This window comes from Brevundimonas sp. UBA6550, assembly GCF_002434505.1.
GTDB lineage: Bacteria > Pseudomonadota > Alphaproteobacteria > Caulobacterales > Caulobacteraceae > Brevundimonas.
The window spans coordinates 729,594-754,317 of record NZ_DJKE01000012.1 but is presented as its reverse complement, the minus strand read 5'-3'; the positions used below and the strand labels follow the sequence as shown (position 1 = coordinate 754,317).

General features: G+C 67.6%; 21 protein-coding genes, 2 tRNA genes and 4 pseudogenes. 12 read left to right on the top strand and 15 right to left on the bottom strand.

Translation table 11 applies throughout. The features are described 5' to 3' along the window. Positions 1 to 42: 42 nt before the first annotated feature. A complete protein-coding gene (locus tag B3Z70_RS16990) occupies positions 43 to 726 on the top strand; it encodes a DUF599 domain-containing protein (RefSeq protein WP_292019479.1) in 684 nt (227 codons plus the stop codon). Positions 727 to 969: 243 nt separating this feature from the next. On the opposite strand, the gene B3Z70_RS16985 is transcribed toward B3Z70_RS16990, so the two are convergent. Continuing rightward, on the bottom strand, positions 970 to 1,785 hold the full coding sequence (locus B3Z70_RS16985; protein WP_292019477.1) for an N-formylglutamate amidohydrolase: 816 nt from the start codon (positions 1,783 to 1,785) through the stop codon (positions 970 to 972). 111 nt (positions 1,786 to 1,896) lie between these two features. Here B3Z70_RS16985 and cpdR point away from each other — a divergent pair, with 111 nt between their 5' ends. After that, positions 1,897 to 2,253: a cell cycle two-component system response regulator CpdR gene (cpdR, locus tag B3Z70_RS16980; protein ID WP_292019475.1), complete on the top strand. Its 357-nt coding sequence runs from the start codon at positions 1,897 to 1,899 to the stop codon at positions 2,251 to 2,253. Positions 2,254 to 2,379: 126 nt separating this feature from the next. After that, positions 2,380 to 2,454 (top strand) — tRNA-Val (locus B3Z70_RS16975). 101 nt (positions 2,455 to 2,555) lie between these two features. On the opposite strand, the gene B3Z70_RS16970 is transcribed toward B3Z70_RS16975, so the two are convergent. The 4 genes and pseudogenes from B3Z70_RS16970 to B3Z70_RS16960 all read right to left on the bottom strand — a co-directional run. After that, positions 2,556 to 2,738 carry a hypothetical protein gene (locus B3Z70_RS16970; protein ID WP_292019472.1) on the bottom strand — a complete coding sequence of 61 codons (183 nt, stop codon included), beginning with the start codon at positions 2,736 to 2,738 and terminating at the stop codon, positions 2,556 to 2,558. Next, positions 2,735 to 3,826, bottom strand: a pseudogene (locus B3Z70_RS16965) (PepSY-associated TM helix domain-containing protein); the annotation flags it as partial. The gene B3Z70_RS16970 and the pseudogene B3Z70_RS16965, both read right to left, overlap by 4 nt. A gap of 97 nt (positions 3,827 to 3,923) precedes the next feature. Then, positions 3,924 to 3,999 (bottom strand): annotated as a pseudogene (locus B3Z70_RS17275) (hypothetical protein); the annotation flags it as partial. Then, a pseudogene (locus B3Z70_RS16960) lies at positions 3,972 to 5,873 on the bottom strand (TonB-dependent receptor); the annotation flags it as partial. The pseudogenes B3Z70_RS17275 and B3Z70_RS16960, both read right to left, overlap by 28 nt. Positions 5,874 to 6,214: 341 nt before the next feature. Between B3Z70_RS16960 and B3Z70_RS16955 the strand changes: the two are divergent. After that, positions 6,215 to 6,865 carry a DUF1345 domain-containing protein gene (locus B3Z70_RS16955; protein WP_292022136.1) on the top strand — a complete coding sequence of 217 codons (651 nt, stop codon included), beginning with the start codon at positions 6,215 to 6,217 and terminating at the stop codon, positions 6,863 to 6,865. Positions 6,866 to 6,884: 19 nt separating this feature from the next. Here the strand turns inward: B3Z70_RS16955 and B3Z70_RS16950 are convergent, their stop codons facing one another. The 3 genes from B3Z70_RS16950 to B3Z70_RS16940 form a co-directional block, all read right to left on the bottom strand. Further along, entirely contained in the window at positions 6,885 to 7,136 is a 252-nt protein-coding gene (locus tag B3Z70_RS16950; RefSeq protein WP_292022134.1) for a DUF2171 domain-containing protein, read from the bottom strand. A 157-nt stretch (positions 7,137 to 7,293) separates the two neighbouring features. After that, positions 7,294 to 7,369, bottom strand: a tRNA-Ala gene (locus tag B3Z70_RS16945). 269 nt (positions 7,370 to 7,638) lie between these two features. Continuing rightward, complete coding sequence (locus tag B3Z70_RS16940; protein WP_292022132.1) at positions 7,639 to 8,103, bottom strand: TIGR02300 family protein; 465 nt, start codon at positions 8,101 to 8,103, stop codon at positions 7,639 to 7,641. Between the two features lie 125 nt (positions 8,104 to 8,228). Here B3Z70_RS16940 and aroA point away from each other — a divergent pair, with 125 nt between their 5' ends. From aroA to mscL, 6 genes are all read left to right on the top strand, one after another. Then, the gene (gene aroA, locus B3Z70_RS16935) at positions 8,229 to 9,536 is read left to right on the top strand and encodes a 3-phosphoshikimate 1-carboxyvinyltransferase (RefSeq protein WP_292022130.1); all 1,308 of its coding nucleotides are present in this window, start codon (positions 8,229 to 8,231) and stop codon (positions 9,534 to 9,536) included. After that, the gene (locus B3Z70_RS16930; RefSeq protein ID WP_292022128.1) at positions 9,536 to 9,802 is read left to right on the top strand and encodes a hypothetical protein; all 267 of its coding nucleotides are present in this window, start codon (positions 9,536 to 9,538) and stop codon (positions 9,800 to 9,802) included. Before aroA ends, B3Z70_RS16930 begins: the two co-directional genes overlap by 1 nt. A 99-nt stretch (positions 9,803 to 9,901) precedes the next feature. Next, positions 9,902 to 10,546 (top strand): (d)CMP kinase, encoded by a 645-nt coding sequence (cmk, locus tag B3Z70_RS16925; protein ID WP_292045938.1) that lies wholly within the window; start codon positions 9,902 to 9,904, stop codon positions 10,544 to 10,546. 201 nt (positions 10,547 to 10,747) lie between these two features. After that, the gene (gene rpsA / locus B3Z70_RS16920) at positions 10,748 to 12,451 is read left to right on the top strand and encodes a 30S ribosomal protein S1 (protein ID WP_292020517.1); all 1,704 of its coding nucleotides are present in this window, start codon (positions 10,748 to 10,750) and stop codon (positions 12,449 to 12,451) included. A gap of 272 nt (positions 12,452 to 12,723) precedes the next feature. Next, positions 12,724 to 13,014, top strand: coding sequence for an integration host factor subunit beta (locus tag B3Z70_RS16915; RefSeq protein ID WP_291540503.1), 291 nt, complete (start codon positions 12,724 to 12,726; stop codon positions 13,012 to 13,014). A gap of 31 nt (positions 13,015 to 13,045) precedes the next feature. Beyond that, entirely contained in the window at positions 13,046 to 13,468 is a 423-nt protein-coding gene (gene mscL, locus B3Z70_RS16910; RefSeq protein WP_292045937.1) for a large-conductance mechanosensitive channel protein MscL, read from the top strand. Here mscL and B3Z70_RS16905 read toward each other — a convergent pair whose 3' ends face one another. Next, the gene (locus B3Z70_RS16905) at positions 13,469 to 14,617 is read right to left on the bottom strand and encodes an N-acetyltransferase (protein ID WP_292045936.1); all 1,149 of its coding nucleotides are present in this window, start codon (positions 14,615 to 14,617) and stop codon (positions 13,469 to 13,471) included. It abuts the gene before it with no gap. Between the two features lie 284 nt (positions 14,618 to 14,901). Here B3Z70_RS16905 and B3Z70_RS16900 point away from each other — a divergent pair, with 284 nt between their 5' ends. Continuing rightward, positions 14,902 to 16,833 (top strand): peptide MFS transporter, encoded by a 1,932-nt coding sequence (locus B3Z70_RS16900; RefSeq protein ID WP_292045934.1) that lies wholly within the window; start codon positions 14,902 to 14,904, stop codon positions 16,831 to 16,833. A gap of 76 nt (positions 16,834 to 16,909) precedes the next feature. On the opposite strand, the pseudogene B3Z70_RS16895 reads toward B3Z70_RS16900, so the two are convergent. Beyond that, positions 16,910 to 18,978: pseudogene (locus tag B3Z70_RS16895) on the bottom strand (TonB-dependent receptor plug domain-containing protein). Between the two features lie 112 nt (positions 18,979 to 19,090). On the opposite strand from B3Z70_RS16895, the gene B3Z70_RS16890 reads away from it, so the two are divergent. Continuing rightward, complete coding sequence (locus B3Z70_RS16890) at positions 19,091 to 20,068, top strand: TraB/GumN family protein (protein WP_292024239.1); 978 nt, start codon at positions 19,091 to 19,093, stop codon at positions 20,066 to 20,068. Positions 20,069 to 20,085: 17 nt separating this feature from the next. Here the strand turns inward: B3Z70_RS16890 and B3Z70_RS16885 are convergent, their stop codons facing one another. Genes B3Z70_RS16885 through B3Z70_RS16865 form a run of 5 tightly spaced genes read right to left on the bottom strand, consistent with a single transcriptional unit; the run spans position 20,086 to position 24,702 of the window. Continuing rightward, complete coding sequence (locus B3Z70_RS16885; RefSeq protein ID WP_292024240.1) at positions 20,086 to 20,391, bottom strand: hypothetical protein; 306 nt, start codon at positions 20,389 to 20,391, stop codon at positions 20,086 to 20,088. Between the two features lie 59 nt (positions 20,392 to 20,450). Further along, positions 20,451 to 21,881: a metalloprotease TldD gene (gene tldD, locus B3Z70_RS16880; RefSeq protein ID WP_292024241.1), complete on the bottom strand. Its 1,431-nt coding sequence runs from the start codon at positions 21,879 to 21,881 to the stop codon at positions 20,451 to 20,453. A 60-nt stretch (positions 21,882 to 21,941) separates the two neighbouring features. Continuing rightward, positions 21,942 to 22,964 carry a hypothetical protein gene (locus tag B3Z70_RS16875; RefSeq protein ID WP_292045932.1) on the bottom strand — a complete coding sequence of 341 codons (1,023 nt, stop codon included), beginning with the start codon at positions 22,962 to 22,964 and terminating at the stop codon, positions 21,942 to 21,944. A 41-nt stretch (positions 22,965 to 23,005) separates the two neighbouring features. Next, positions 23,006 to 23,773 carry an ABC transporter permease gene (locus B3Z70_RS16870; protein ID WP_292019952.1) on the bottom strand — a complete coding sequence of 256 codons (768 nt, stop codon included), beginning with the start codon at positions 23,771 to 23,773 and terminating at the stop codon, positions 23,006 to 23,008. After that, positions 23,770 to 24,702, bottom strand: a complete 933-nt coding sequence (locus B3Z70_RS16865) for an ABC transporter ATP-binding protein (RefSeq protein WP_292045931.1) — start codon at positions 24,700 to 24,702, stop codon at positions 23,770 to 23,772. Before B3Z70_RS16865 ends, B3Z70_RS16870 begins: the two co-directional genes overlap by 4 nt. Between the last annotated feature and the right edge of the window lie 22 nt (positions 24,703 to 24,724).

Genomic DNA, 24,724 nt, shown 5'->3' with positions numbered 1-24,724 from the left:
CAGGCTTGCCTAGGCCCGGCGGATCGCGGACATCATGACGTCATGAGCTGGATTGACTGGGCGGCGCTGGCCCTCTTCTTCATCTGCTGGCTGGGCTATGGGCCCATCCTGTCCTTCATCGGCAAGAAGGGCGGGTCGCTGAACGACGACATGACCCATGTGCGCGCCATGTGGATGCGGTCCATGACGCACCGGGAGATGAAGCTGATCGACAGCCAGCTGATGGGCCATTCGATCAACTCGGCCTCCTTCTTCGCCTCGACCAATCTGCTGCTGATCGCGGCGGTGGCGGGCATATTGTTCGGCGGCGAGAGCGCCCTGAAGGGGTTCGCGGCGGTGGGGGCCGAGAATGTGCCGACCCGCATCCTGGAGGCCAAGCTGGCCCTGGTGCTGATCTGCCTGGCGCGCGGTTTTCTGGATTTCATCTGGGCCCTGCGTCAGATGAACTATGCCTTGGCCCTGATCGGATCGGCGCCGGAGCTGCATTCCAACACCGACCGCAAGGCGTTCGGCGAGGCGGCGGGCCAGTTGCTGAACCCGGCGCTCAGTTCGTTCAGCCAGGGGGTGCGGGGCTATTATTTCGCCCTGGCGGCCGCCGCCTGGCTGTTCGGCCCCTTATGGCTGGCGCTGGGGGTGGCGTCGTCGTTCGGCCTGCTGATCTATCGCCAGGAGGCGTCGCCGGCCGCCCGCGCCATCCGCAATGCGCGTCGCCTGCTGGAACATTGAACCTTGCGTCTTCGCACCTGCGAAATCGGCGGCCTGTTCGACTTTGGTCTATGACGTAGTCGGAACGTTGGAATTTCGTAACACGGCGTGACTGCTGGGGTCTTGACCCATTGTGCATCGCAACCTAGATTGTTCTTCGACGTCTCCGGACGTCTTGCCCTTCCTGGGCGTTTCCTCCCTATAGACTTATATGCCGCACCCTCGGGTGCGGCTTTTTTTTGATCTGATCAGCGATCAGTCAGCTCAGCGTTCCGCGCACAGGGCGGCGATGACCCGGCCCAACGCCTTTTGCGTGCGGCTACAGCCGGCGCTGGGCGCCAGGGTCGCCTCGTCCAGATAAAGGCCCCGGCTGATCTCGATCTGGATGGCCTCATAGCCCTCGTCCGGCCGGCCCCAGCATTGCGTGGACCATCCCCCGGCGTAGGGGCGGTTCAGCGAGACCCGCCACCCCAGACCTTCGAACAGGTCGCGCAAGCGGCGGGTCAGGCGCGCGCTGCAGGCGGAACCATATCGGTCGCCCAGCACCACCTCGGCCCCCACCGCGCGCGCCGGCATGGAATGCCAGTCGATCAGCACCGCCCGCCCGTGCCGCACCCGCGTGGCCTGCATCAGCTCGCCCAGCGCCTGGTGATAGGGCCGGTGGACCGTCGCGATCCGCGTCTCGGCCTCCTCCAGCGTCATGCGGCGGGCGTAGAGCGGCGTCCCGTCGCCGGCCAGGCGCGGCAGAACGCCATAGCCCGCCGCCGTCTTGGCCCCGACCGGCCCGTCCAGATCTTCGATCAGGGCGGGATCCAGCTCGCCCGGATCGCGGTTCAGATCCACATAGGCCCGGCCGATCCGCCCCTCGATCAGCGGCGCGCCCGAACGCGGCCCCTCGGCGATCAGCCGGCCGACCAGGGCGTCCTCGGCGCTTCTCAGGCTGGCGGGGCTCAGGCCCGGCGCCGCGTCCATGTCGTCGGGATAACGGTCGCCCGAATGGGGCGAGGCGAACACCAGGGGCGTGGCCTCGGCCGTCGGCGACGCCGGGGTGATCCAGAAGCTGTCGCCGGCGTCGGTCATGCCCCGGCATAGCGGGTTTCGCTGTGGAAGGAAGTCGGCTGATCGTTGAATTTCATGGGCGGTTTACCGTTGCGGCCCTAGGCTGGCCGCCAGTTTCAAGGGTGTTTCTCCATGGCGCGTATCCTCCTGGCCGAAGACGACGGCTCCCTGCGCGGCTTCCTGACCCGGGCGCTGGAGCGGGCGGGCCATCAGGTGATCGATTGCGAGAACGGCGACGACGCCATCGACGCCCTGGAACACGGCCCCTACGACCTGCTTTTGACCGACATCGTCATGCCGGGCGCCGACGGGATCGAGGTGGCCCGCATCGCCGCCGCCCGACAGCCGGGCCTGCGCATCATGTTCATCACCGGCTTCGCCGCCGTCGCCCTGACCGCCGCCCAGGCCACGCCGGACGCCAAAGTCCTGTCCAAGCCCGTCCACCTGCGCGACCTGGTCAACGAGGTCGAGCGCATGGTCGCCGCCTGACGCCTTGATCCGACGACGTTTTTCGAGAAATCTCTTTCTTGCCGTGAAATCGGCTTGATGCCGACAGGCCGCGCCGCTATACGACCGCTCTTCCCGCTCCGAACCGCTTTTTCGGAGCCCTACGGCGGATGCGTAGCTCAGCGGGAGAGCACCTCGTTGACATCGAGGGGGTCACAGGTTCAATCCCTGTCGCGTCCACCATTTCCTTCCCGACATCATTAGGCAGCCGCCACGATCGCGAAGCCGGTTCCGGCTGCGCGGGTCTTTCAGTGGCGTTGTCCGCGGGCCGAGGGCGCCCGTCCTTATCGACGCCGCCGGATCAGCGCCCAGGCCAGGACGATCAGCCAGGCGGTCAGCAGGGCGGCGCCGAGGTGGTCCCACAGGCCGTCTTCCAACAGGGCGCCGATCAGGCCGGTCAGGGTCAGGACGAACAGGATGACGGGCGCGCCGAAGATGGCGCGCAGGCTGAGCTCCTTGCGGCTCATGCCGGCTTCCTGCGCTTGGCCAGCCACAGGTAGAGGCCCGAGATCAGGATGACGATGGTGGCGATGTCCAGCAGCGCCCAGACGATTTTCAGCCCCAGCCCACCATAGTCGCCGAAGTGCAGCGGCTGGGACAGGGACAGGGTCTTCACATACCAGGGCATGGGCGCCACGGCCGCCAACTGGCCCGTGCGCGCGTCGATCAGGGCAGGCGTGGTCATGTGCTTGGTCAGCGGCGTGTCGCCGTGGAAGAAGACCGCATAATGATGGTCGGTCGAATAGGTCGATCCCGGAAAGGCCACGAACTGCAGCGTCATGCCGGGCAGGGCGGCCTGGGCGCGCTTGACCGCCGCATCCAGCGAGGCGCGCTGGCCGGCCGGCGCCGGCGCGTCATAGGCGACGGTCAGCTCCTTCAGCGCCGTGTCCTTCCAAAAGGCGATGATGGGCGTGGCCAGGGTGTTGACCACCCCGGTCGCCCCCACCACCAGAACCCAGCCCAGGGTCACGACGCCCAAGAGGTTGTGATAGTCCAGCCAGCGGGTTCGCGCCGCCCTGGACGCCCGCACCGTGCCGAACGGCAGGCGGCGCATGAAGGGCGCATACAACACCACCCCCGACACCAGGGCCGCGACCAGCATCAGCCCCATGGCCCCCAGGAACAGCATTCCCGGCAGGCCCAGGAACATGTCGGTATGAAGCTGCAACAGAAACTCCATCACCGGATGGCCGGCGACCAGGGGGGCGACCTCGCCGCTGGTCTGGTCGATGGGTTCGAAGCTGTATTGGCCGGCCGGGGCGTCGGGCGCGCGGCTGGTGACGTTCACCACCGGCCGATCCTCGTCGAAGCTCATGAAGGCCGGAACCTCGCCCGGATGCAGGGCCAGGGCCGCGCTCAACACCTGGTCCAGGTTCAGAAGCGGCCCGTCCGGGTTCTGGGGCTGCCAGGGTTCGTGCAGCAGCACCTCGTCCAACTCGTGGGTGAACACCAGCGGCAGGCCGGTGACGCACAGCATCAAAAGGAACACCGTCGAGACCAGGCTCGACCATTTGTGGACCCAGGACCAGGCGCGGATGGTTCGGGCTTTCATCGGTCGCCTCTAGAACGGCTGGCCTCCGGGCGGAACCAGGGTCTGGCTCCGTCCGGGGGCGTCATCGCGTCGCGATTGAGCGGGCTCAGAACTCGGCCGAGACCGACAGGCGCAGGGTGCGCGGCGCGCCCAGCGTCAGATAGTTGGATCCCGGATAGCCGCCGACGGCGACCCACTGGTTCTTGTCCGCCAGGTTCTCGACCCGCGCCCGCAGCGTCAGCGGCTTGCCGCCCGCCTCGAAGGCGTAGCGGACGCCGGCGTCGTATCGGGTCCAGCTGTCCAGTTCGACGGCGTTGTCCGCGCTGGCCGGCTGGGCGCCGGTGTGCACGACCCGGCCCTCCAGCGTCAGGCCGTCGATGGCGCGCACGTCCCATTCGACGTTCAGATTGGCCTGGAAGTCCGGCACGCCGATGGCCGACTTGCCGTCCAGAGCGGGGTTCAGGGCGCGCTTGATCTCGGCGTCCAGCCAGGTCGCGCCGCCGATCACCCGCACGCCCTCCAGCGGCTCGCCGAAGACGGTCAGTTCGACGCCCCGGTTCTCCTGCTCGCCGCCGGCGGAATAGGTGCGGGTCGCCGTGTCGAAATATTCGCTGGGCAGGGTGGTGCGGAAGGCGCTGAGCGTGGCGCCGAACGACCCGGCGTCGTACTTCACCCCGATCTCGTTCTGCTCGGCGCGGAAGGGCTCCAGAACCTCGCCGGCGTTGGCGACGGGCGCGCCGTTGACCGCGCCAGGCGCCGTCTTGCCGGGCACCAGCGCCTCCGAATAGTTGGCGTAGAGCGAGACCCGGTCGATCGGGCGATAGACCACGGCGAAGACCGGCGTCACCGCGTCGCTGGCGTAACCGCCGGTGCGCGCGGTGGTGTTGTAGTCATAGGACCGGGTGTCGATCTCCTGATAGCGGGCGCCCAGGGTGATCATCAGCCGGTCGTCCAGGAAGGACGCCATGTCGGCGATGGCGACGCTGTTTGTCCGGGTCCGGCCCACCACGGTCGGGTCGGTCAGGGAGCCGGCGGCCAGGGCGGTCGGGGCGGGGGCGGGCACGAAGACCGGATCGTACAGGTTGCTGGCGAAGCCGCCGAAGTCGGAGAAGGCGTAGGAGTTCTTCTCGCGCGACTGCACCTGGGCGGCCGAGGCGACCAGGCGGTGGCGGACCGGGCCGGTGTCGAAATCGGCGCGCACGCCCACGTCGGCCGAGAAGACCTGATCGCGACGGCCGTTGTCGAAGCGGTTGGCGGTCAGCGCCCCATCGGCGTTGGCGCGCGGATTGGCCAGGCTGTTGCGCTCCTTGCCGTCGCGACCGCCCACGGCGGCCCAGACGGTCACGGCGTCGGTGACGTCGAACTCGCCGCGCACGGCCCCGAACATCTGCGTCTCGTCCGTATAGGTCCACGGCTGGGCGAAGTTCTTGTCGGCGTCCGGTGCGCGCGGAATGGCCCCGTTCGGCGTCACCTGCGGACGCGGCGCGTCGATGCGGTTGTCCTGCCAGCCCAGGTCGGCCGAGAAGCGCGCGCGGTCGCCGCGATGGTCCAGACCCAGGCCGACCACCTTCATGTCGCGGCTCTCGCCCTCGACGCCGCCTTCGCCGGCGCGGCTGGCCAGGCTCAGGCGCAGACCCCAGTCGCCATCGGGGCCGAAGCGGCGCGACAGGTCGGCGGCGGCGTAGATCTGATCGCCGCCTTCCCAGCCGGCCGTCAGCCGGTTCAGGGGCGCGTCGCCCGCGCGCTTGGGCACCAGGTTGACCGCGCCGCCCACGCCGCTGCCGCCCGGCGCCGCGCCGTTCAGAAAGGCGGTGGCGCCGCGGAACACCTCCACCCGCTCCAGCAGTTCGGCCGCCACATACTGGCGCGGCAGCACGCCGTAGAGACCGTTATAGGTCATGTCGTCGGAATAGACCGGGAAGCCCCGGATCACATACAGCTCCTGGAAGTTGCCGAACCCCTTGGTCAGCCGCACGGCGGGATCGTTCTGCAGCACGTCGCCGACGCTGCGGGCCTGCTGATCGCGCGCCAGCTTTTCGGTGAAGCTGGTGGAGGAGAAGGGGGTGTCCATGGCGTTCAGGGCGCCGAACAGGCCGACCCGTCCGCCGCGCGCCACCTGACCGCCCGCATAGGCCGCGGGCAGGTCCACCTGGGATCCCGTCACCACGATGTCCGACAGGGTGGTGGGCGCATCCTGCTGTTTGGCCAGGGCGGGGGCGGCGCCGAGCAGCGTCGCGACGGAGGCGGACGCCAGAAGGCCGAACAGGGAAGCACGCATCGGGGGGAGGATCGCTTTTGATTATAAGAATGCGTCGCAATACTCCCGCAGCTAGGGTATGACAACTGCGACGTTTCGGTTGCGCCGTCGGGTTTGCCAGTGGACGGCGACCGGCAAATGGGCGATCTCGGGGCATGGGGTTTATCGCGCGCCTGTTCCGTCTGCATTTCTCCCTCTGGCTGGGGTTGGCGGTGCTGGCGGTCGTGGCGTTGGCGACGCCGACGTCGGCCGGATTGGCGTTGCGGCTCGCGGCGGGTTGGGACGCCGGGGTGGCGGCCTTTCTGATCCTGACCCTGGTTCACATCCTGCGCTCAAGCTCGCAGGCGGCCATTCGGCGACGGGCGGCGGAACTGGATCAAGCGGGCGCGCTGGTGCTGCCGCTCAGCCTGACGGCGGCGATCGCCAGCCTGGTCGTTCTGGTGCTGGCCCTGATGCACGGCGGCAAGCCGTCGCTGGCCCAGGCGGCCTTTTCGATCCTGACGGTGGGGCTGTCGTGGCTGTATGTCCACGTCATCTTCGCCCTGCATTACGCCCACGAATTCTATTCGCCCAAGGACAAGGGCAAGGGCGATCAGGGCGGGCTGATGTTTCCGGGCGAGGACGACGCCGACTACTGGGACTTCCTGCACTTCAGCCTGATCATCGGCGTGGCGAACCAGACGGCCGACGTTCAGATCTCAAGCCGCAAGCTGCGGGGGCTGGCGACGCTGCATTGTCTGATCGCCTGGTTCTTCAACGCCGTGGTCCTGGCGCTGACGGTCAATCTGGCGGCGGCGCTGTTCTGAACGCCGCCGCCGATCGGGCTCAGAGGTCGACCGGCTTGCCGGATTCCTCTTCTTCCAAGGTGACGGCGACGTCGGCGTTGGCCGACAGGCGCACCTTGTCGCCCTCCACGTCGGCGACGAAGCCCTTTTCGATATAGTGGTGATGGTCGCTGTGGGCGCCGATGTTCTCGCGCCGGGTCAGCTTGATGCGGTCGCCGTCCAGGCGGTCCACCGTGCCCACATGGACGCCGTCGGCGCCGATGACTTCCATGCCTTCCTTGATCTCGCTCATCGTCGTTCTCCTGGCTGAAACGGATTGCAGCAGAGGAGCGCGACGGATCGGCCGAGGTTCCCGTCGGACGATGAACGATCAGGCGCGAAGATCGAAATATGAGGGAGGATGGCCAGTCTCCCTCTTTCCCAGCGAACCGAGGAAAGAGGGAGACTGATGGTGGAGCTTAGCGGAGTCGAACCGCTGACCTCTTGCATGCCATGCAAGCGCTCTACCAACTGAGCTAAAGCCCCGGACCTTGCGGTCTGGTTCGCCCGGTTCATCTTGCGATGGCCCCCGGCGAGGCGGCGGAAACTATGTCAGGCTTTTTCTGCGATCAAGCCCGTTTCGAGATTTATTTTCACCGCGTTCCCGGAGGTGAAAATATGCAGGTTTTTCAAGCCGAAGCGGCTCGAAAAGACTGCTGTCCCGCCGCGACTTCCCTAGCGGGAAATGCGGCGGGTGCAACAACAATCCGCGCTTATCCCCACAAAGCGAGGGCGCGCCGGGTCCTGTGTCGAAATCAGTCGTCGTCGCGCGACGGCTTGGCGATTTCGTCGTCGATGGAGTCGTCGTCCTCGTCTTCGATGAAGGGGACGGAGTCGTCATCGTCGTCGGCCAGCAGGTCGTCGTCGTCGCCGTCCGTCGAACCCATGCCGGGCTCTTCCGAGGCGTCGGCGGGGGAATCGTCGTCGTCGTCGGGCGTCAGGATCGGCTCGTGGCCTTCCTCGTCGATTTCGGGCGTGGACGTTTCGGCGTCCTCTTCCTCGTCGTCGCCGTCGGCCGGCTTGGCCTTGACCTGATCTTCGGCATCCTCGTCGTCGGCCGGATAGCCGGGACGGGCGCGGCGGCTGCGCAGCTTCATCGCCTCTTCAGGATCGAAGTCCGTGCCGCATTTGGGGCAGTGGGCCGGGCGGCGGTTCAGGTCGTAGAATTTCGCCTGGCAGTTGGGGCAGACCTGCTTGGCGCCCAGTTCGGGATTGGCCACGGTTGGATGCTTTCAACGGGTTGAATTCGGGGCGGTCCCTTGCCACCCCTTAGGGCCGCTGTCAAAAGCTGTCTTTCGCGCCGCCCGCGCGGCCCTTTCGCCAATGCAGCCTGAAGCGGGTGAATATGCCTTCCCAACTGACCGCAAGTCGCTCCTCCGCCCTGGCGGGACAGGTCCGTGCGCCCGGCGACAAGTCGATGTCGCACCGGTCGATGATCTTCGGCGGAATGGCCGTCGGCGTCACGACGGTGGAGGGGCTTCTGGAAGGCGACGACGTTCTGGCCACCGGCCGCGCGGTCGAGGCGTTCGGCGCCCAGGTCGAGCGAACCGGCGAGGGCGAATGGCGGATCGTCGGGGCCGGCGGGTTCAAGACGCCGCTGTCGGTGATCGACTGCGGCAACGCCGGAACGGGGGTGCGCCTGCTGATGGGGGCGGCGGCGGGCTATCCGCTGACGGCGACCTTCGACGGCGACGCCTCCCTGCGCAAACGGCCGATGAAGCGGGTGACGGGGCCCCTGGCCGAAATGGGCGCGCGGTTCGACTGGCTGGCGGCCGAGGACCGGGTGCCGGTGGCCCTGACCGGCGGCGCGCTGGCGGGCATCGACTATGTGCAGACGGTGGCCTCGGCCCAGATCAAGTCGGCCATCCTGCTGGCGGGGCTGAACGCCGAGGGCGTCACGACCGTTACGGAACCGGAAAAAAGCCGCGACCACACCGAGCGGATGCTGCGCGCCTTCGGCGCCGAGGTGACGGTCGAAGAGCGGGGCGAGGGCTGGAAGATCACGCTGAAGGGCGGCCAACCGCTGAAGGCCGCCCATGTGGCGGTGCCGGGCGATCCGTCGTCCGCCGCCTTCCCGTTGGCCGCCGGTCTGATCGTGCCGGGGTCGGAGGTGACGGTCGAAGGCGTGATGCTGAACACCCTGCGCACCGGCCTGTTCGACACCTGGATCGAGATGGGCGCCGACCTGACCATCGCGAACCGGCGTCAGGCGGGCGGCGAGGATGTCGGCGACATCACCGCCCGCTATTCCCGGCTGAAGGGCGTCGTCGTGCCGCAAGAGCGCGCGGCCTCGATGATCGACGAATATCCGATCCTGGCGGCGACGGCGGCCTTCGCCGAGGGCGTCACCGTCATGCGTGGCGTCGGCGAGATGCGGGTCAAGGAAAGCGACCGGATCGCGCTGATGGTCAACGGCCTGCGCGCCTGCGGCGTTCAGGTGGAAGAAGAGCCGGAAGGCTTCCTGGTCACGGGCGGCGATGTGCGCGGCGGGGCGACCGTCGCCACCGCCCACGATCACCGCATCGCAATGAGCCATCTGGTCCTGGGTCTGGCCGCCGAACAGCCGGTGTCGGTGCTGGACCCCGAAATGATCGCCACCAGCTTCCCCGGTTTCGTCCAGATGATGAACGGGCTGGGCGGCCGGATCGGCTGATGCGGTTGCGCGAGGCCCTTCATCGCGGCCTTGCGGTTCTGGCGTTTCTGACCTGCCTGGGCGGCGCCGCGTGGACGGGCTGGATCGTCTGGCGGGGCGCAACGACGGGCGCGGTCAGGGGCAAGCAGGGCGTCGTCCATCTGCGGGCGGACGGCGATGTCTTCTACTATTCGACCCTGGTCCTGAATGCAGCGGCGTCCTTCATCTGGCTGGCCCTCGCGGCGTTCGCTGTGCTGGTCCTGGCGCGCTGGAGGGATTGGACGTGAGCCGGGCGGCTGGATCGTTGCGACGATCCTCGCTATCTGGTTCGCCCTCCCGCGCATCCGGGATGGAAATGTAAAGCGCCCTGCGCTGCGGAGACCTGCTTGACCCTGATCATCGCCGTCGATGGACCGGCCGCCTCTGGCAAGGGGACCATCGCCGCGCGCCTGGCCCAGACCTATGGCCTGCCGCATCTGGACACGGGGCTGCTGTATCGGGCCGTGGGGATGAAGGTGCTGGAGGCCGGCGGGTCGCTGGACGACGAAGCGGCGGCGACGCAAGCCGCGCGGGGGCTGGATCCGGCGGACCTGTCGGACGACGCGCGACTGACCACGGGCGAGGCGGGCGAGGCCGCCAGCCGCGTGGCGGGCTTTGCCGGCGTGCGCGCGGCCCTGCTGGAGTTGCAGCAGGCGTTCGCCGCCCAGGCCGGCGGGGCGGTGCTGGACGGGCGCGACATCGGCACGGTGATCGCTCCGGAGGCCCAGGCCAAGCTGTTCGTCACCGCCGCGCCCGAGGTTCGCGCCACCCGCCGCTGGAAACAGCTGACGGCGCGCGGGATCGAGATTTCGTTCGAGGACATGCTGGCCGACATCCAGCGGCGCGACGACCGGGACGCCGGGCGCGGATCGGCGCCGATGGTGCAGGCCGAAGACGCGGTCTTGCTGGATACGACCGACATGGGTATAGAGGCCGCCTTCGATGCGGCCCGCCGTATCGTCGAGGCGGCGCGCGCGAAACACGATCTCTGATCGTCTCTCGCAAATCCAACGCTCCCATCCTCGGCTTCCGCGGGCGTTTTGATCGTTCTGAACGGCCTCGCATCCCGACGACCTGACTTCATCGATTCCCATCGCCTCGCGCGCGGCCCTTAGGCTGCGTGAGGGGTTTCACCTCGCGCGGGACGGCCTTTTTGTCGCGCGCCACAGCCCCACCGGAAACACCAGAGCTTCATGTCTGATACTCTCAACCCCACGCGCGACGACTTCTCGGCGCTGCTCGACGAACAACTGTCGGGCCGCGACTTCGGCGAAGGCCAGGTCGTTCACGGCCGCGTCGTCGGCATCGAAAAAGACATCGTCATCATCGACGTCGGTCTGAAGACCGAAGGCCGCATCGCCATGCGCGAATTCGGCCAGGGCGAAGACGGCAAGCTGCCCAAGGTCGGCGACAACGTCGAGGTCTACCTGGAGCGCGTCGAGAACGCCCTGGGCGAAGCCGTCATCAGCCGCGACAAGGCGCGCCGCGAAGAAGCCTGGACCCGTCTGGAAGTCGTGTTCGCCGAAGGCCAGCCGGTCAACGGCGCCATCGTCGGCCGCGTCAAGGGCGGCTTCACCGTCGATCTGGGCGGCGCCTCGGCCTTCCTGCCGGGCAGCCAAGTCGACATCCGTCCGGTCCGCGACGTCGGTCCGCTGATGGGCAAGGAACAGCCCTTCGCCATCCTGAAGATGGACCGTCCGCGCGGCAACATCGTCGTCTCGCGTCGCGCCATCCTGGAAGAAGCCCGCGCCGAACAGCGCACCGAGCTGGTCGGCCAGCTGCAAGAGGGTGAAGTCCGCGAAGGCGTCGTCAAGAACATCACCGACTACGGCGCGTTCGTCGACCTGGGCGGCATCGACGGCCTGCTGCACGTCACCGACATGTCGTGGAAGCGCGTCTCGCATCCGTCGCAGGTTCTGGCCGTCGGCGACACCGTCAAGGTCCAGATCGTCAAGATCAACCCGGACACCCAACGTATCTCGCTGGGCATGAAGCAGCTGCAGTCGGACCCCTGGGACGGCGTGGAAGCCAAATATCCGGTCGGCGCCAAATACACGGGCCGCATCACCAACATCACCGACTACGGCGCCTTCGTGGAGCTGGAAGCCGGTGTCGAGGGCCTGGTGCACGTCTCGGAAATGTCCTGGACCAAGAAGAACGTCCACCCCGGCAAGATCGTCTCGACCTCGCAGGAAGTCGACGTCGTGGTTCTGGATGTCGACGCCTCCAAGCGCCGCATCTCGCTGGGCCTGAAGCAGGCTCAGGACAATCCGTGGGACGCCTTCGTCGCCAACCACCCGATCGGTTCGACCGTCGAGGGCGAAGTCAAGAACGCCACCGAGTTCGGCCTGTTCATCGGCCTGGACAACGACATCGACGGCATGGTGCACCTGTCCGACCTGGACTGGTCGGTGTCGGGTGAAGAAGCCATCCAGCGTTACCGCAAGGGCGAGATGGTCAAGGCCAAGGTCCTGGACGTCGACGTCGAGAAGGAACGCGTCTCGCTGGGCATCAAGCAGCTGGGCGGCGATCCGATCGGCGAGGGCGACACCTATCGCCGCGGCCAGCAGATCACCGTCACCGTCTCGTCGATCGAGTCGGGCGGCATCGAGGTCAAGTTCGGTGAAGACGACGCGCCGGTCACGGCCTTCGTGCGCAAGTCGGACCTGTCGCGCGACCGCAACGAGCAACGTCCCGAACGCTTCGCCGTCGGCGACCGCGTGGACGCCATGATCACCGCCGTGGACAAGGCCTCGCGCCGCGTCTCGGTGTCGATCAAGGCGCTGGAAATGAAGGACGAACAGGAAGCCATCGAACAGTTCGGCTCGTCCGATTCGGGCGCTTCGCTGGGCGACATCCTGGGCGCCGCGCTGAAGAACGCCGGCACCAAGGACTAAGCGCTCGTCCGAAAGCGTCAGGCGCTTCGCTCAGGCAGCGGAGCGCCGGGCGCTTGGCGATAGCGAAACAAGAACGAAGGGCGGCGGGCGCGATCCCGCCGCCCTTTTTTCTGTTCGGCGCAGGCTTGTGTTCGATAGCGGACGTAATTGTAGCGCTTGCGCCGCATCCTTGTCGGATAAGGGCTTTTTCGCACGCCGGTCGGGGGTTAGGGTGCCCCATCTGGATCGAGGCGGGGAGACAGCCCGTCCTCACGACCTGACCGGGGACGCCGATGATCAAGTCCGAGCTGATCGAAAAGCTGGCCATGGAGAACACCCACCTGACCCATGCGGAGGTGGAGCGGCTGGTCAACGCCATTCTCAACACCATGACTACGGCCCTGTCCGATGGCGGGCGGGTCGAGCTGCGCGGCTTCGGCGCCCTGTCGGTGCGCGCCCGGCCGGCCCGCGCGGGCCGCAACCCCCGGACCGGCGAGGCCGTCGAGGTGCCCGCCAAGGCCGTGCCCTTCTTCAAGAGCGGCAAGGAACTGCGCGAGCGTCTGAACGCCTCGGGCGACGCCTGAACCCGTTCCATCCCAATCGCGAGGATAGTCCATGAGCCTTCTGTCTGAGTTCCGAGAGTTTGCGGTCAAGGGCAATGTCGTCGATCTGGCCGTCGGCGTGATCATCGGCGCGGCCTTCAACGGCATCGTCAAGAGCCTGGTGGATCAGGTCGTCATGCCGCCCATCGGCTTGCTGACCGGCGGAATCGACTTCTCCAAGCTGGAATGGGTGCTGCGGGCCGAGAACCCGGCGACCGAGGCGGTCGAAAAGGTCTCCATTCAGTATGGGGCCTTCCTGAACACCGTGATCCAGTTCCTGATCGTGGCCTGGGTGGTGTTTCTGGTGGTCAAGGGTATCAACGCCCTGCGTCGTCAGGAAGCGGCCAAGCCCGATCCGGCGCCCGCTGCGCCCACGGCGACCGAGGCCCTGCTGACCGAAATCCGCGACGAGCTGAAGGCCCGCCCCAACGGCTGATCAGGCCTTGGCCGCCCGGCCGCGCGAGGCGGCCAGGGCTGTCGCGCGGCGGCGCAGGGTCGGCGCGGGCGGATTGCGCGCGCAGATGGCGTAGTCGCCGTCGAACGGCGTCGGCGCCCAGGCGGCCGCCAGCGCCGGATCGTCCACGATGGCGTGACAATGGCCCCAGCCGCCTTCTCGCCGAGCAGCCCGCGTCAGGTCGCCCAGCGCGGCCAGCAGACGCGGCGTCGTCATCGGCAATCGCACCTTGGCCGCCCCCAGGCTGCGCGCATTGGCGATCAAGGCGCGCGTCAGAAGCGGCAGGGCGTCCTGTTCCGTCTCCAGCGCGATCAGATCGACGATGTCCAGGCACGGCGGTTCGATCAGGCTGGTCTTGGTGATCTGGGCCATGGCCATGCCGACCACGGCGCCGCCGCGCACGCAGGTCAGCATGATCGGCGCCAAGGTCAGGTCGGGGTCGGACAGACGCCAGCGCAAGGTCGCGGGACTGCGATCCGCCAGCAGCCGATCCTCCCTGACCAGTCGGGACCAGAAGTCGCCATAGGCCGAGGCGTCGGACAGATCGCGCAGGATCGTCACGCCGGCCGGCAGGTCCAGATCGCGGCGACCGAACACCCGGGGATTCATCAGTCGTTCGCCCAGCCGGGTCGCCGTTGCGGCTGAGATGCGGCCCAGCAGGGTTCGCAGCACCCGCCCCTGGGCGCAGGCCAGGCGGTCGGTGGTCCAGGACAGTTTCAGGGCGTGGGTCTGCTCTGGCCAGGGCTTCAGGCCGAACAGTCCGTAAAGCGGCGCCGAACGCGCATTGGCGTTGAAGGTGTAGCGCGCGAACAGGCCCGGCTGTTTCAGAAAGGCCCGGATCAACGGCCGGCTGGCGCCCTTGCGGCTAGGCGGCACGATGATCGAAAAGCCTGTCGCGCCATAAAGGCTGCGCGACCCGTGCTGAAACCGCTGGACGAAGTTTCCCAGCATGGCCGCCGGCCGGTCGTCGTCGTCCGCCACCACCCAGCCCGCGGGCGCGCCGAGGTCCTCGCGCGCCGGATTGCTTTCCAGCCAGCGCCAGCCCGCCGGCGACCGTTCGGGCCAGCCCACCTCGCGGTGCAGCCGGTTAAGCGCGTCGTGATCGGATCTGACAATCGGCCGGACAGCCATCGGACGGTCCTTCTCAAAATGAAACCGCAACCTTCTTCTCGTCCGGCCCTTGCAGATCGGGCGCCAGGAAGGATCACCCCAGGTTGCGATTAGAGAGGCTGCGTTCGCGGCACGCTGTCCCACAATGGCCTTAACACTTGTTCGGATTTCCCGGCCGTGCTGCTTATGCGCCTTTCGTGCGTCGGTGAGGGCGCAGCAGTCAGGAGTGAGCCGTTGACACAAACGGACATGGGGGGAGCGCGACTTACGCGCTGCGTTAACGGGCTTCGATGCGGGGTGGGGGTATGAATATCGTCGTCGCCCTCGGGCTGATCATCACCTTCGCGACCGGCGTGCCGGTCATGATGCAGATCTTCAAGAACCACCCGCGCGGACTGATCATTCTGTTCTTCGCCGAGATGTGGGAGCGGTTCTCCTACTACGGCATGCGCGGAATCCTGATCTTCTTCCTGACGCAACACTTCCTGTTCGACGACGCCATGGCGGGGTCGACCTATGGCTCCTACACTTCGCTGGTCTATCTGCTGCCGCTGCTGGGCGGCATCATGGCGGACCGCTTCATCGGCACGCGCAAGGCCGTGGCCTTCGGCGCCCTGTTGCTGGTCGCCGGTCACGGCATGATGGCCTTCGAGGGACGTCCGGCGACGGAAACCCTGACCTATGCGGGCCAGACCTATCAGATCGACGCCGAAGGGCGCGGCGCGGCGCGTGACGTCGCCATCGTCGTCGACGGCCAGAAGTACAAGTTCGAACCCGCCGAGAACGGCCTGGCCATCCAGGGCCTGCCCGCGACCTCGACCCTGCCGGCCGTCATCCCGACCGCCGACTACAAGATCGAGACGACCCGCGACATGGCGGGCGTGAACGTCTTCTATCTGGCGGTGTCGCTGATCATCATGGGGGTCGGCTTCCTGAAGCCGAACATCTCCACGATCGTGGGCCAGCTTTATCCGCAGGGCGATCCGCGACGCGATTCCGGCTTCACCCTATATTACTACGGCATCAACCTGGGTGCCTTCTGGGCCGCGGTCCTGTGCGGCCTTCTGGGCCAGACGGTCGGCTGGTGGGCGGGCTTCGGCCTGGCCGGCGTCGGCATGGCCCTGGGCTGGGTCGTCTTCATGCTGGGCAAGCCGCTGCTGCAAGGCAAGGGCGAGCCGCCGGCGGAGGCCGATCTGAAAAAGCCCGTGCTGGGTCCGATCAACCGCGAATGGTCGATCTATCTGGCCAGCATCCTGGGTGTCGGCGTCGTCTGGTTCATGGTTCAGCGCAACGCCCTGGTGGGCTGGGTGCTGGGCGCCGCGACCGTCGCCTCGCTGCTGTTCATCCTCTACGTCATCGTCAAGGTCTGCGAGAGCAAGGCGCAGCGCGAGCGGATGATGCTGGCCCTGGTGCTGATCTTCGGCTCGGTGGTCTTCTTCACCCTGTTCGAACAGGCCGGCACCTCGCTGAACCTGTTCGCCGACCGTAACGTGGACCTCAGCATCACGCCCCAGGCCTTCCAGTTCCTGGGCATGACCGTCGGCACGCCGGCGCAGCTGGCCGCGGCGGGCATCACGCCCACCGGAATGTGGATCGACGCGACCATCACGGCCGCCCAGACACAGTCGTTCAACGCCGGCTTCATCCTGATCTTCGCGCCGATCATGGCGGCGCTGTGGGCCTTCCTGGCCAAGCGCAACCTGGACCCCAATCCGACGATGAAGTTCGGCCTGGGCCTGCTGCAGGTCGGCCTGGGCTTCATGGTGGTGGTGTGGGGCGCCGGCATGGCCAACTCGGCCTTCCAGATGCCGTTGCTGCTGCTGGGCCTGCTTTATCTGTTCCACACGACGGGCGAGCTGTTCCTGTCGCCGGTGGGCCTGTCGGAGATCACCAAATTGTCGATGGCCAAGGTGGTCAGCTTCATGATGGCGGTCTGGTTCCTGGCCAGCTCCATCGCCCAATACGTCGGCGGCTGGATCGCCGGCCTGGCGGGAACCGAGACCGTGGGCGGCCAGGTGCTGAACCCCGGTCTGGCGCTTCAGACCTCGCTTGAGGTGTTCAGCATGCTGGGCCTGTGGGGCATGGGCATCGGCGTCGCCTTCATCGTGATCAGCTTCTTCATCAAGGGCTGGTCGCATGGGGCCAACAGCGGCGGCGACCATCCCGGTCCGGCGCTGAACGATCGCGGTCAGGAAGACGGCAACGTCGCCGCCCCGCGCACCTCCATCGTCGGCTGATCCTTTAAGCGGATCGACCAAAAAAGAAGGGCGGCGTCCATGCGGACGCCGCCCTTTTTTCTGACCGGCGAGCGGATCAGAAGGTCTTGCGCACCCGAAGCGAGACGAAGGTGCGCGGGTCGATGGTGCGGTCCTCCACGAAGGCGACGGTGCGCGGATTGCGCGAATCGAACACCGTGCGACGCTGGGTGAAGTCGTCCCACAGGTTCAACTGGCGCGGATCGCCAGGGTCGGGGTCGGCTTGTATTCGGCGAAGGCCTCGATGTAGTCCGAGCCGCGCCAGACGCTGACCTGGTCCGGGCCATAGGTGCCCTGGCCCAGACGCGGCAGCCAGTTGATCCCCCACTGGGTCTTCCAGCTGGTGATGTCCTGCTCGAAGCCGACGTTGGCCTGGCTGGCGCGCACGCCCGAGATGGGCCGTTCCTCGCCGGTGGTCGGGTCGGTGACCCGGGTCTTGTTCCAGTCGTTCCTGAAGGTGAAGCGACCGCCCGAAATGCCGAACTTGTCCAGCGGCAGGGTGACGTTCAGCGACAGCCGGTCCAGCGTGCCGTCGCCGATATTGCCCACCGCCGACAGGCCCTCGGGCAGGGGCAGGCGGTCGATGACGTCGATGATCTCGTCATGGCGCAGGCCGATGGAAACCACGCCCTGACCCCAGAAGCGACGCTCGTAGCTGAGCTCAGAGATCCAGCGCTGCTCCGGCTCCAGGTTGACGTTGCCGCCATAGACGTTGTTGTCGCCCAGATCAGCCGAGGCCGCGAAGTCGCCGAAGTCCAGCTGACCCAGCTCGCGTTCGAACCGCAGCCGCACCTGAGTGTCGGCCATGGGCGTCCAGGTCGCCAGGAAGCGCGGCTTGGCGAAGAAGAAGCTCTTTTCCTGGTCCGCATCGCCCGACTGTTTGATCGTGGACGCCTCCAGCCGCACGCCGCCTTCCAGCGTCAGCTTGGGGTTCAGCCGCCATGTGGCCTTGGAGAAGGCTTCGCCGCGCGTCTCCTCCACCTTGACCGAGGCGCTGGGCAGGTCGATGGCCGCGCCGCCGATTGTGAAGCCCTGATGGACGTCCAGCATGTTGTAGGCGACCTCGCCGCCCGCTTCGAGCGTCAGGGCGGGCGAGCGTTCGTGACGGATCAGGCCGCGCAGAATGGTCTCGGATGAATCGCCGTCGGAGGTGAACTGCTGCTCCGGCGCGGCCACGCCGTTCAGCCGCTCATTGCTGTTGGAGACGTTCTCGAAGGAGCTGAATTCGTGGATGAAGCGGGTCTCGACCTGCCAGCGGGGCCGCAACTGGCGCGTCCAGGTCACGCCCAGTTCGCCGGAATGGCTGCTTTCCTCGTAGTCGTTGCGACGAAGCGAGGTGTCCGAACTCAGCTCGGACCAGTTTTGCCAGTCGTTGACGCCGAACCGGGCGGTGCTCTCCACCTTGCCGCCGAACAGGGGACCGGAATAGTTGCCGCGGATCGAGTTGCCGCCGCCCCAGCCGTCGTTCTCGAACCGTTCGTCGCGGATGACCACGCCCGCCGCATTGGTGCGGACCGAACGTCCGACGCCGTTGGAATCGCTGGACCCCATGCCGTCGGACAGGGTGAAGCCCCAGCTGCGGTCGCCGTTGCGCGCCGTGAACTGATAGCTGCCGCCATAGATGTCATGGCCGCCTTCGAACAGCATGGCGTTCCACGTCAGGATCGACTGGCGGCTGGCGGTGGATTTCAGGATGACGTTCACCACGACGGCATAGCCCTGCATGTCCACGCCGGCGGCGCCGCCCCGGATCAGCTCGATCCGCTCGACCTGATTGGCCAGGGTGCGGCCCAGGACGTTCGAACCCGAATCGTTCTTTGACGCCGGGCGGTTGTTGTTGATCAGCACGTTTCCGACCGCGCCTTCGAAACCGCGCGCGCCCGAGCCGTTGTCGATGGAGAAGCCGGGCACCCGGTTGACCATGTCCAGGGCGGTGTTCGGGCGCTGGGCCGCGAAGAAGTCGGGCGTGAAGACCAGCACGCCGCGCTGGGCGGCGTCGGTCAGCGGCGCCTGGCTGGTCGGGCCTGTGGGCACGGGCGCCTCGGCCACCTGCGGCGCGTCGCCGGCGAAGGCGGAGGTGGCGGTCAGGAGCAGGGCGGTGCTGGCCAGCAGCAGGGTCTTGGTCATCGGTTTCCCCTCGGTTCGTTGGCGAGAGGTGTGCCGATCCAGCCTCTTCATCTCCAGTTACAAGGCGGCAAGGTGGATTAAATCGACGACATCATTACAGGGATTTCATTACATGCAGGACAGTAGAAAATCCTATATCGACGGAATGACCGCACGCTCTTCTTCCCTGTTCTTGTCTATTCTGGCGACGGCCGTCCTGTCGGCGGGCGCAGCGACGACGCAGGAGCCGCCAGCCTCCGATGCGGTGGAGGATATCGTGGTCACCGCCCGGCGCATCGAGGCCCCGATCTGGGAGGTGCGGCGCGGCGACAGCGTGCTGATCCTGGTGGGCGCCATCGAGGGTTTGCCCCGCGACATGGAATGGCGCACCGACGCCCTGGTCTCGGCGGTGGAGCGAGCCGATCGGGTGCTGTTCCCGGTGCAGGGCCAGGCGTCGCTGGCCGACCTGGGGCGGGTGATCTGGCGGATCCGCACCTTGACGCGCCTGCCCAACGAACGGACTAGCGCCGACTATCTGTCACCCGATCTGGAGGCGCGGGTCGAACGGATCACCGGCGAGGGCCCCAGCCGCAAGAGCTTTCTGATGCTGTCGGCGGACCTGATGGAGCATGGCGGCTCTGCGCAGCGCGTGCGCTCGGTGTCCGAGATCGTTCGACGCGCCGCCCGCGCCAACAAGAAGCCGGCCGAGCCGGTGGGCGTCTATCGCGGAGACGAGCTGATCGACAATGTGCTGACGACGCCGCCCGAAGCCTATCTGGCCTGTATGGAGGCGGCCGCGACGGCGGCCGAGGCGGGGCCTGAAAGCGGCGCCCAGCGCGCGCAGGACTGGCGGCTGCGACGTATCCCGGCGGTGCTGGCCTCGCCGCTGGAACAGGCATCGACCGCCTGTTCCCTTTGGACGGTGATGGGGGAGGGGCAGCGGTTGCGCGACATCTGGAACGCGGCGGTGGATACGTCCCTGTCCGAGCCTGGCGTCACCGTGGCCATCGCGCCATTGAGACTGCTGGCCGAGCCGAACGGGGTGCTGGATCGGCTGGCGGCGGACGGGCTGGAGCCGCTGGGCCCCGATTGGCGCCCGCCCCAGCCCTGATCCCTTGGGCTAGCCGATCAGTTGGCCGGCGCCGGCGCGCGTTCTGGCACGGCGTCGCGGGCGGCGTTTCCGATATTATCGGCCGCGTTGCCGACGCTCTCGGCCGCACCGGCGATGGCGTTGTCCTTGACCGCGTCGCTGCGGTTCATGTTCATCAGGAAGTAGCCGATCACCAGAACGGCCAGGAGCCCGATGATCAGGGCGACGATGGCGCCCATGCCGCTGCCGCTACGACGTTCGACGACGGTGGTGGGGGCGGCGCTGGTCTCGGTGATGCGTTCGACCCGGCCATCGGGATGTTCGACAGTGCGCTCGGTAGGCATGGTGTTTCCTCTCCAGTGTGGCGGGGAAACACCCTGCGTCGCGATACGGTTCCGCTGGCTCAGACCGCCGTGCCGCCCACCGTCAGGCCGCCAATCTTGAGCGAGGGCTGGCCTATGCCGACCGGCACGCCCTGACCCGCCTTGCCGCAGACGCCGACGCCGGGGTCGAAGGCGAAGTCGTCGCCGATCATCTGGATTTTAGTCAGGGCTGTGGCCCCGTCGCCGATCAGGGTGGCGCCCCGCACGGGTGCGGTGATGACCCCGTCCTCGATCAGATAGGCCTCGTTGCACTGGAACACGAACTTGCCGTTGGTGATGTCCACCTGGCCGCCCGAGAAGTTGGCGGCGTAGAGGCCGCGCTTCGTACTGGCGATCATGTCGGCCTTGGAGTCCTTGCCGCCTTCCATGAAGGTGTTGGTCATGCGCGGCATCGGCATATGGGCGAAGGACTGGCGTCGGCCGTTGCCGGTGGCGGCCACGCCCAGCTGACGCGCCGACAGACGGTCGTGCATCAGCCCGACCATGATGCCGTCCTCGATCAGGACGGTGCGCGAGGTCGGGGTGCCTTCGTCGTCCACGGACAGGGAGCCCCGACGACCGGCGATGGAGCCGTCGTCCACCACGGTCACGCCGGGCGCGGCGACGCGCTGGCCCATCATGCCGTTGAAGACGGACGAGCCCTTTCTGTGAAAATCGCCCTCAAAGCCGTGGCCGATGGCTTCGTGCAGCAGCACGCCGGGCCAGCCCGCGCCCAGCACCACATCCATCTCGCCAGCCGGGCAGTCGATGGCGTCCAGATTGACCAGGGCCTGACGCAGGGCCTCGTCCACCTGGGCCTGCCAGCGTTCGGGCGCGACCCATTCCTCGAAGCCCGCGCGGCCCCCCGCGCCGGACGACGCGCTTTCGCGCTTGCCGTTCTGCTCGACGGTGACGGAGACGTTCAGGCGCACCAGCGGGCGGATGTCGCGCACGGCCCGGTCGTCGGCGCGCAAAATCTCGATGGCGCGGCGCTCTCCGACCAGAGAGGCCGAGACCTGGACCACGCGCGGATCGCGGGCGCGGGCCCAGGCGTCGATCTCGGCCAGCAGAGCGATCTTGTCGGAGAAGGCGGGCGAGGCGAGGGGATCGATTTCGCCATACAGTTTCTGATTGGTGGCGCGCGGAGCCTCGGCGACACGGGCCTCGTGGCCCTGTTTGGCCAACGCCGCGCTGTCGGCGGCGCGGCGCAGGGCGGCGGCGGAGATTTCGTTGGCGTGGGCGTAGCCGGCGGTCTCGCCCGCCACGACCCGTAGGCCGAAGCCCTCGGTGGCGTCATAGGCAGCGGACTTCAGCCGCCCGTCGTCGAAGACCAGGCTCTCGCTTTCGGACCGCTCCAGGAACAGTTCGCCGTCGTCGGCGCCGGTCAGGGCCGTCTTCAGGATGGACAGGGCTTCGTCGGCAGCGACGCCGGCGGCGTCGAGGATGGGCGGCGGGGCGGCATGAACGGTCATGGCTCCTAGGTAGGGGCTCGGGACCGCTTCGTCACCTGTCCCGGATCGCGAAACCTGGGGTCAGTCGAGCGGCTGGGGCCGCGTGACGACGGGACCATCGGGATCGCTGGCGGTCGGACGCGCGGCCGTCGGCGCCGGCGTGGGCGGCACGACGACCAGCGGCTCGGTCTGCACGGTCGGCGCCGGGGTCGAGGCGGCGGCGGGCGCCGGTCGGGATGCGGCGGGGGCCGGCGTCGTCGTCGCGGTCGTCGGGCGGGTGGATGCCGTGGAGGGCGGCGTGGTCGCCGGTCGGGCGGCGGCGGTCGATGCCGGCGCCGGCGTGCTGGTCGCGGTCGTCGGCGGCGGGGTCGGAGCGGGTTCGGTCGCAACCGGCGCGGCGGCCGGCGTCGTCGTGGTCGGCAGGGTCTCGGCGGGCGGGGTGGTCAGCGGCGCGCTTACGGACGCAGGCGCGGGCTGGGCAGGTGTCGCCGCCGGGCGCAGGGCGAACCACAGGCCGCCGCCCAGCGCCAGCACGGCGACGACTCCGGCCCCGACATAGAGCGGCAGGCGCGAGGCCTTGGCGGGCGTGCGGGCGAAAGTGGGCGTCGCCTGGGGCGGGGGAGGCGCGATGCGCGGCGCCACGACCGGCGCCGGCTCAGGGGCAGGCTCCAAGGCCGGCAGGGGTTCGGCGACGGGCGTCGGCAGGGGGCGCACCGTCAGGTCGGCGGGGGCGGTGGGTTGTTCAGTCGCCGGCTCGGGCTGGGCCAGACGCTCCGGCGCCGGGGCCGCGGGTCGGGCCGTCGGGATCAGCGATCCGCCCAGGATGCCGCCGCCTGAGGTCGCCGGACGGGGCGCTTGCGGCCGGGGCGCGGCAGGCGTTTGCTTCGGGCGCGGCTGCGTGGGCGTCAGGCCCGTGGCCAGGCTCTGGTCGCCGATGCCGCGCGGCGGCTGCGGCGGGGCCTTGCGCGGCGGATCGGGAATCCGGTCCAGCGGATTGGGCGCGACCGGCACCGGCCCGACGTGGAAGGTCGTCGCGGGCATGCGCCCCCACTGCGCCGGCTTGCGGGCGAAGGGCTCGGGCGGGGTCTTCTGGTCGTCGGACATGGTCTCTCAATCGCTGGCGATCTGGCCCGTTTCGTGACGGATCAGTTCTTGAGCCGGTAGCCGGTCTGGAACATCCACATGACGATGGCCAGGCAGACGGCGAAGAAACCCAGGGTCGCGGCCACGCTGATCCCGACCGCCACGTCCCCCTGGCCGTAGAAGGCCCAGCGGAAGCCCGAGATCAGATAGACCACCGGATTGAACAGGGTCACGGTGCGCCAACCCTCCGGCAGCATGTCGATGGAATAGAAGGCGCCGCCCAGGAAGGTCAGGGGCGTCACGATCAGCATGGGGATCATCTGCAACTGCTCGAACCCGTCGGCCCACACCCCGATGATGAAGCCGAACAGGCTAAAGGTCACAGAGATCAGGACCAGGAAGGTCATCATCCAGACCGGGTGCAGGATCTGCAGCGGCACGAAGAAGGCCGCCGTCGCCAGGATGATCAGCCCCAGCACCGCCGACTTGGTCGCCGCCGCCCCCACATAGGCCAGCACGATCTCAAGCGACGACACCGGCGCGGACAGAATCTCGTAGATCGTCCCGGTGAACTTGGGGAAATAGATGCCGAACGAGGCGTTGAAGATCGACTGGGTGAACAGGCTGAGCATGATCAGGCCCGGCACGATGAAGGCGCCGTAGGGCACGCCGCCGACCTCCTGCATCCGGCTGCCGATGGCGCCGCCGAAGACGACGAAATACAGGGCCGTGGTGATGACCGGCGTGACCACGCTCTGCCACAGGGTGCGAAGCGCGCGCGCCATCTCGAAGCGATAGATGGCCCAGACGCCGTATCCGTTGAAGGTCATGCGGCGGCTCCGTTCGTGTGGACCAGGCTGACGAAGATGTCTTCCAGCGAGCTCTGGCGGGTGTTCAGGTCCTTGAAGCCGATGTTCAGTCCCTCCAGCCTGCGGATCAGCGAGGGAACGCCGGTGTCGTCGGCGTTGGCGTCGAAACTGTATTCCAGCTCGCCCCCGTCGTTCTTCAGCGTCAGGTCCCAGTCGGACAGTTCGGCGGGCAGGGCGTCCAACGCATCGACCAGATTCAGCGTCAGCGTCTTCTTGCCCAGCTTCTTCATCAGGGCGGTCTTTTCCTCGACCAGGATCAGTTCGCCCTTCAGGATCACCCCGATCCGGTCGGCCATCTCCTCGGCCTCCTCGATATAGTGGGTGGTCAGGATGATGGTGACGCCGCGTTCGCGCAGGGTTCGCACCATCGCCCACATGTCGCGGCGCAGCTCGACGTCCACCCCGGCGGTCGGTTCGTCCAGGAACAGGATGTCCGGCTCGTGGCTGAGGGCCTTGGCGATCATGACCCGTCGCTTCATGCCGCCCGACAGGGTGCGCATCTTGGCGTCGCGCTTGTCCCACAGCGACAGGTCGCGCAGCAGCCGTTCGATGAAGGCCGGGTTCGGCACCTTGCCGAACAGGCCCCGGCTGAAGGTGACGGTGGCCATCACCGTTTCGAAGGCGTCGGTGGTCAGCTCCCGCGGCACCAGGCCGATCTTGGTGCGTGCGGCGCGAAAGTCGGTCTGAATGTCGTGACCGTCCGCGACCACCGTGCCCGTCGACGGGGTGACGATGCCGCAGATGATGGAGATCAGGGTGGTCTTGCCCGCCCCGTTCGGCCCCAGAAGCGCGAAGATCTCGCCCTTCTCGATGCTCAGGTCGATACGCTTCAACGCCTGAAGCCCGGACTTGTAGGTCTTGGTCAGGCCGTCGATCTGGATAACGGGCATGCAGCCTCCTGGCGCGGCGGGC

Bases quoted from the DNA above. Each gene is read 5' to 3' on its own strand.
- B3Z70_RS16990 (WP_292019479.1), top strand. From the start codon at position 43: ATGAGCTGGATTGACTGGGCGGCGCTGGCCCTCTTCTTCATCTGCTGG.
- B3Z70_RS16985 (WP_292019477.1), bottom strand. From the start codon at position 1,785: ATGACCGACGCCGGCGACAGCTTCTGGATCACCCCGGCGTCGCCGACG.
- cpdR (WP_292019475.1), top strand. From the start codon at position 1,897: ATGGCGCGTATCCTCCTGGCCGAAGACGACGGCTCCCTGCGCGGCTTC.
- B3Z70_RS16970 (WP_292019472.1), bottom strand. From the start codon at position 2,738: ATGAGCCGCAAGGAGCTCAGCCTGCGCGCCATCTTCGGCGCGCCCGTC.
- B3Z70_RS16955 (WP_292022136.1), top strand. From the start codon at position 6,215: ATGGGGTTTATCGCGCGCCTGTTCCGTCTGCATTTCTCCCTCTGGCTG.
- B3Z70_RS16950 (WP_292022134.1), bottom strand. From the start codon at position 7,136: ATGAGCGAGATCAAGGAAGGCATGGAAGTCATCGGCGCCGACGGCGTC.
- aroA (WP_292022130.1), top strand. From the start codon at position 8,229: ATGCCTTCCCAACTGACCGCAAGTCGCTCCTCCGCCCTGGCGGGACAG.
- B3Z70_RS16930 (WP_292022128.1), top strand. From the start codon at position 9,536: ATGCGGTTGCGCGAGGCCCTTCATCGCGGCCTTGCGGTTCTGGCGTTT.
- rpsA (WP_292020517.1), top strand. From the start codon at position 10,748: ATGTCTGATACTCTCAACCCCACGCGCGACGACTTCTCGGCGCTGCTC.
- B3Z70_RS16915 (WP_291540503.1), top strand. From the start codon at position 12,724: ATGATCAAGTCCGAGCTGATCGAAAAGCTGGCCATGGAGAACACCCAC.
- mscL (WP_292045937.1), top strand. From the start codon at position 13,046: ATGAGCCTTCTGTCTGAGTTCCGAGAGTTTGCGGTCAAGGGCAATGTC.
- B3Z70_RS16905 (WP_292045936.1), bottom strand. From the start codon at position 14,617: ATGGCTGTCCGGCCGATTGTCAGATCCGATCACGACGCGCTTAACCGG.
- B3Z70_RS16900 (WP_292045934.1), top strand. From the start codon at position 14,902: ATGAATATCGTCGTCGCCCTCGGGCTGATCATCACCTTCGCGACCGGC.
- B3Z70_RS16890 (WP_292024239.1), top strand. From the start codon at position 19,091: ATGCAGGACAGTAGAAAATCCTATATCGACGGAATGACCGCACGCTCT.
- B3Z70_RS16885 (WP_292024240.1), bottom strand. From the start codon at position 20,391: ATGCCTACCGAGCGCACTGTCGAACATCCCGATGGCCGGGTCGAACGC.
- tldD (WP_292024241.1), bottom strand. From the start codon at position 21,881: ATGACCGTTCATGCCGCCCCGCCGCCCATCCTCGACGCCGCCGGCGTC.
- B3Z70_RS16875 (WP_292045932.1), bottom strand. From the start codon at position 22,964: ATGTCCGACGACCAGAAGACCCCGCCCGAGCCCTTCGCCCGCAAGCCG.
- B3Z70_RS16870 (WP_292019952.1), bottom strand. From the start codon at position 23,773: ATGACCTTCAACGGATACGGCGTCTGGGCCATCTATCGCTTCGAGATG.
- B3Z70_RS16865 (WP_292045931.1), bottom strand. From the start codon at position 24,702: ATGCCCGTTATCCAGATCGACGGCCTGACCAAGACCTACAAGTCCGGG.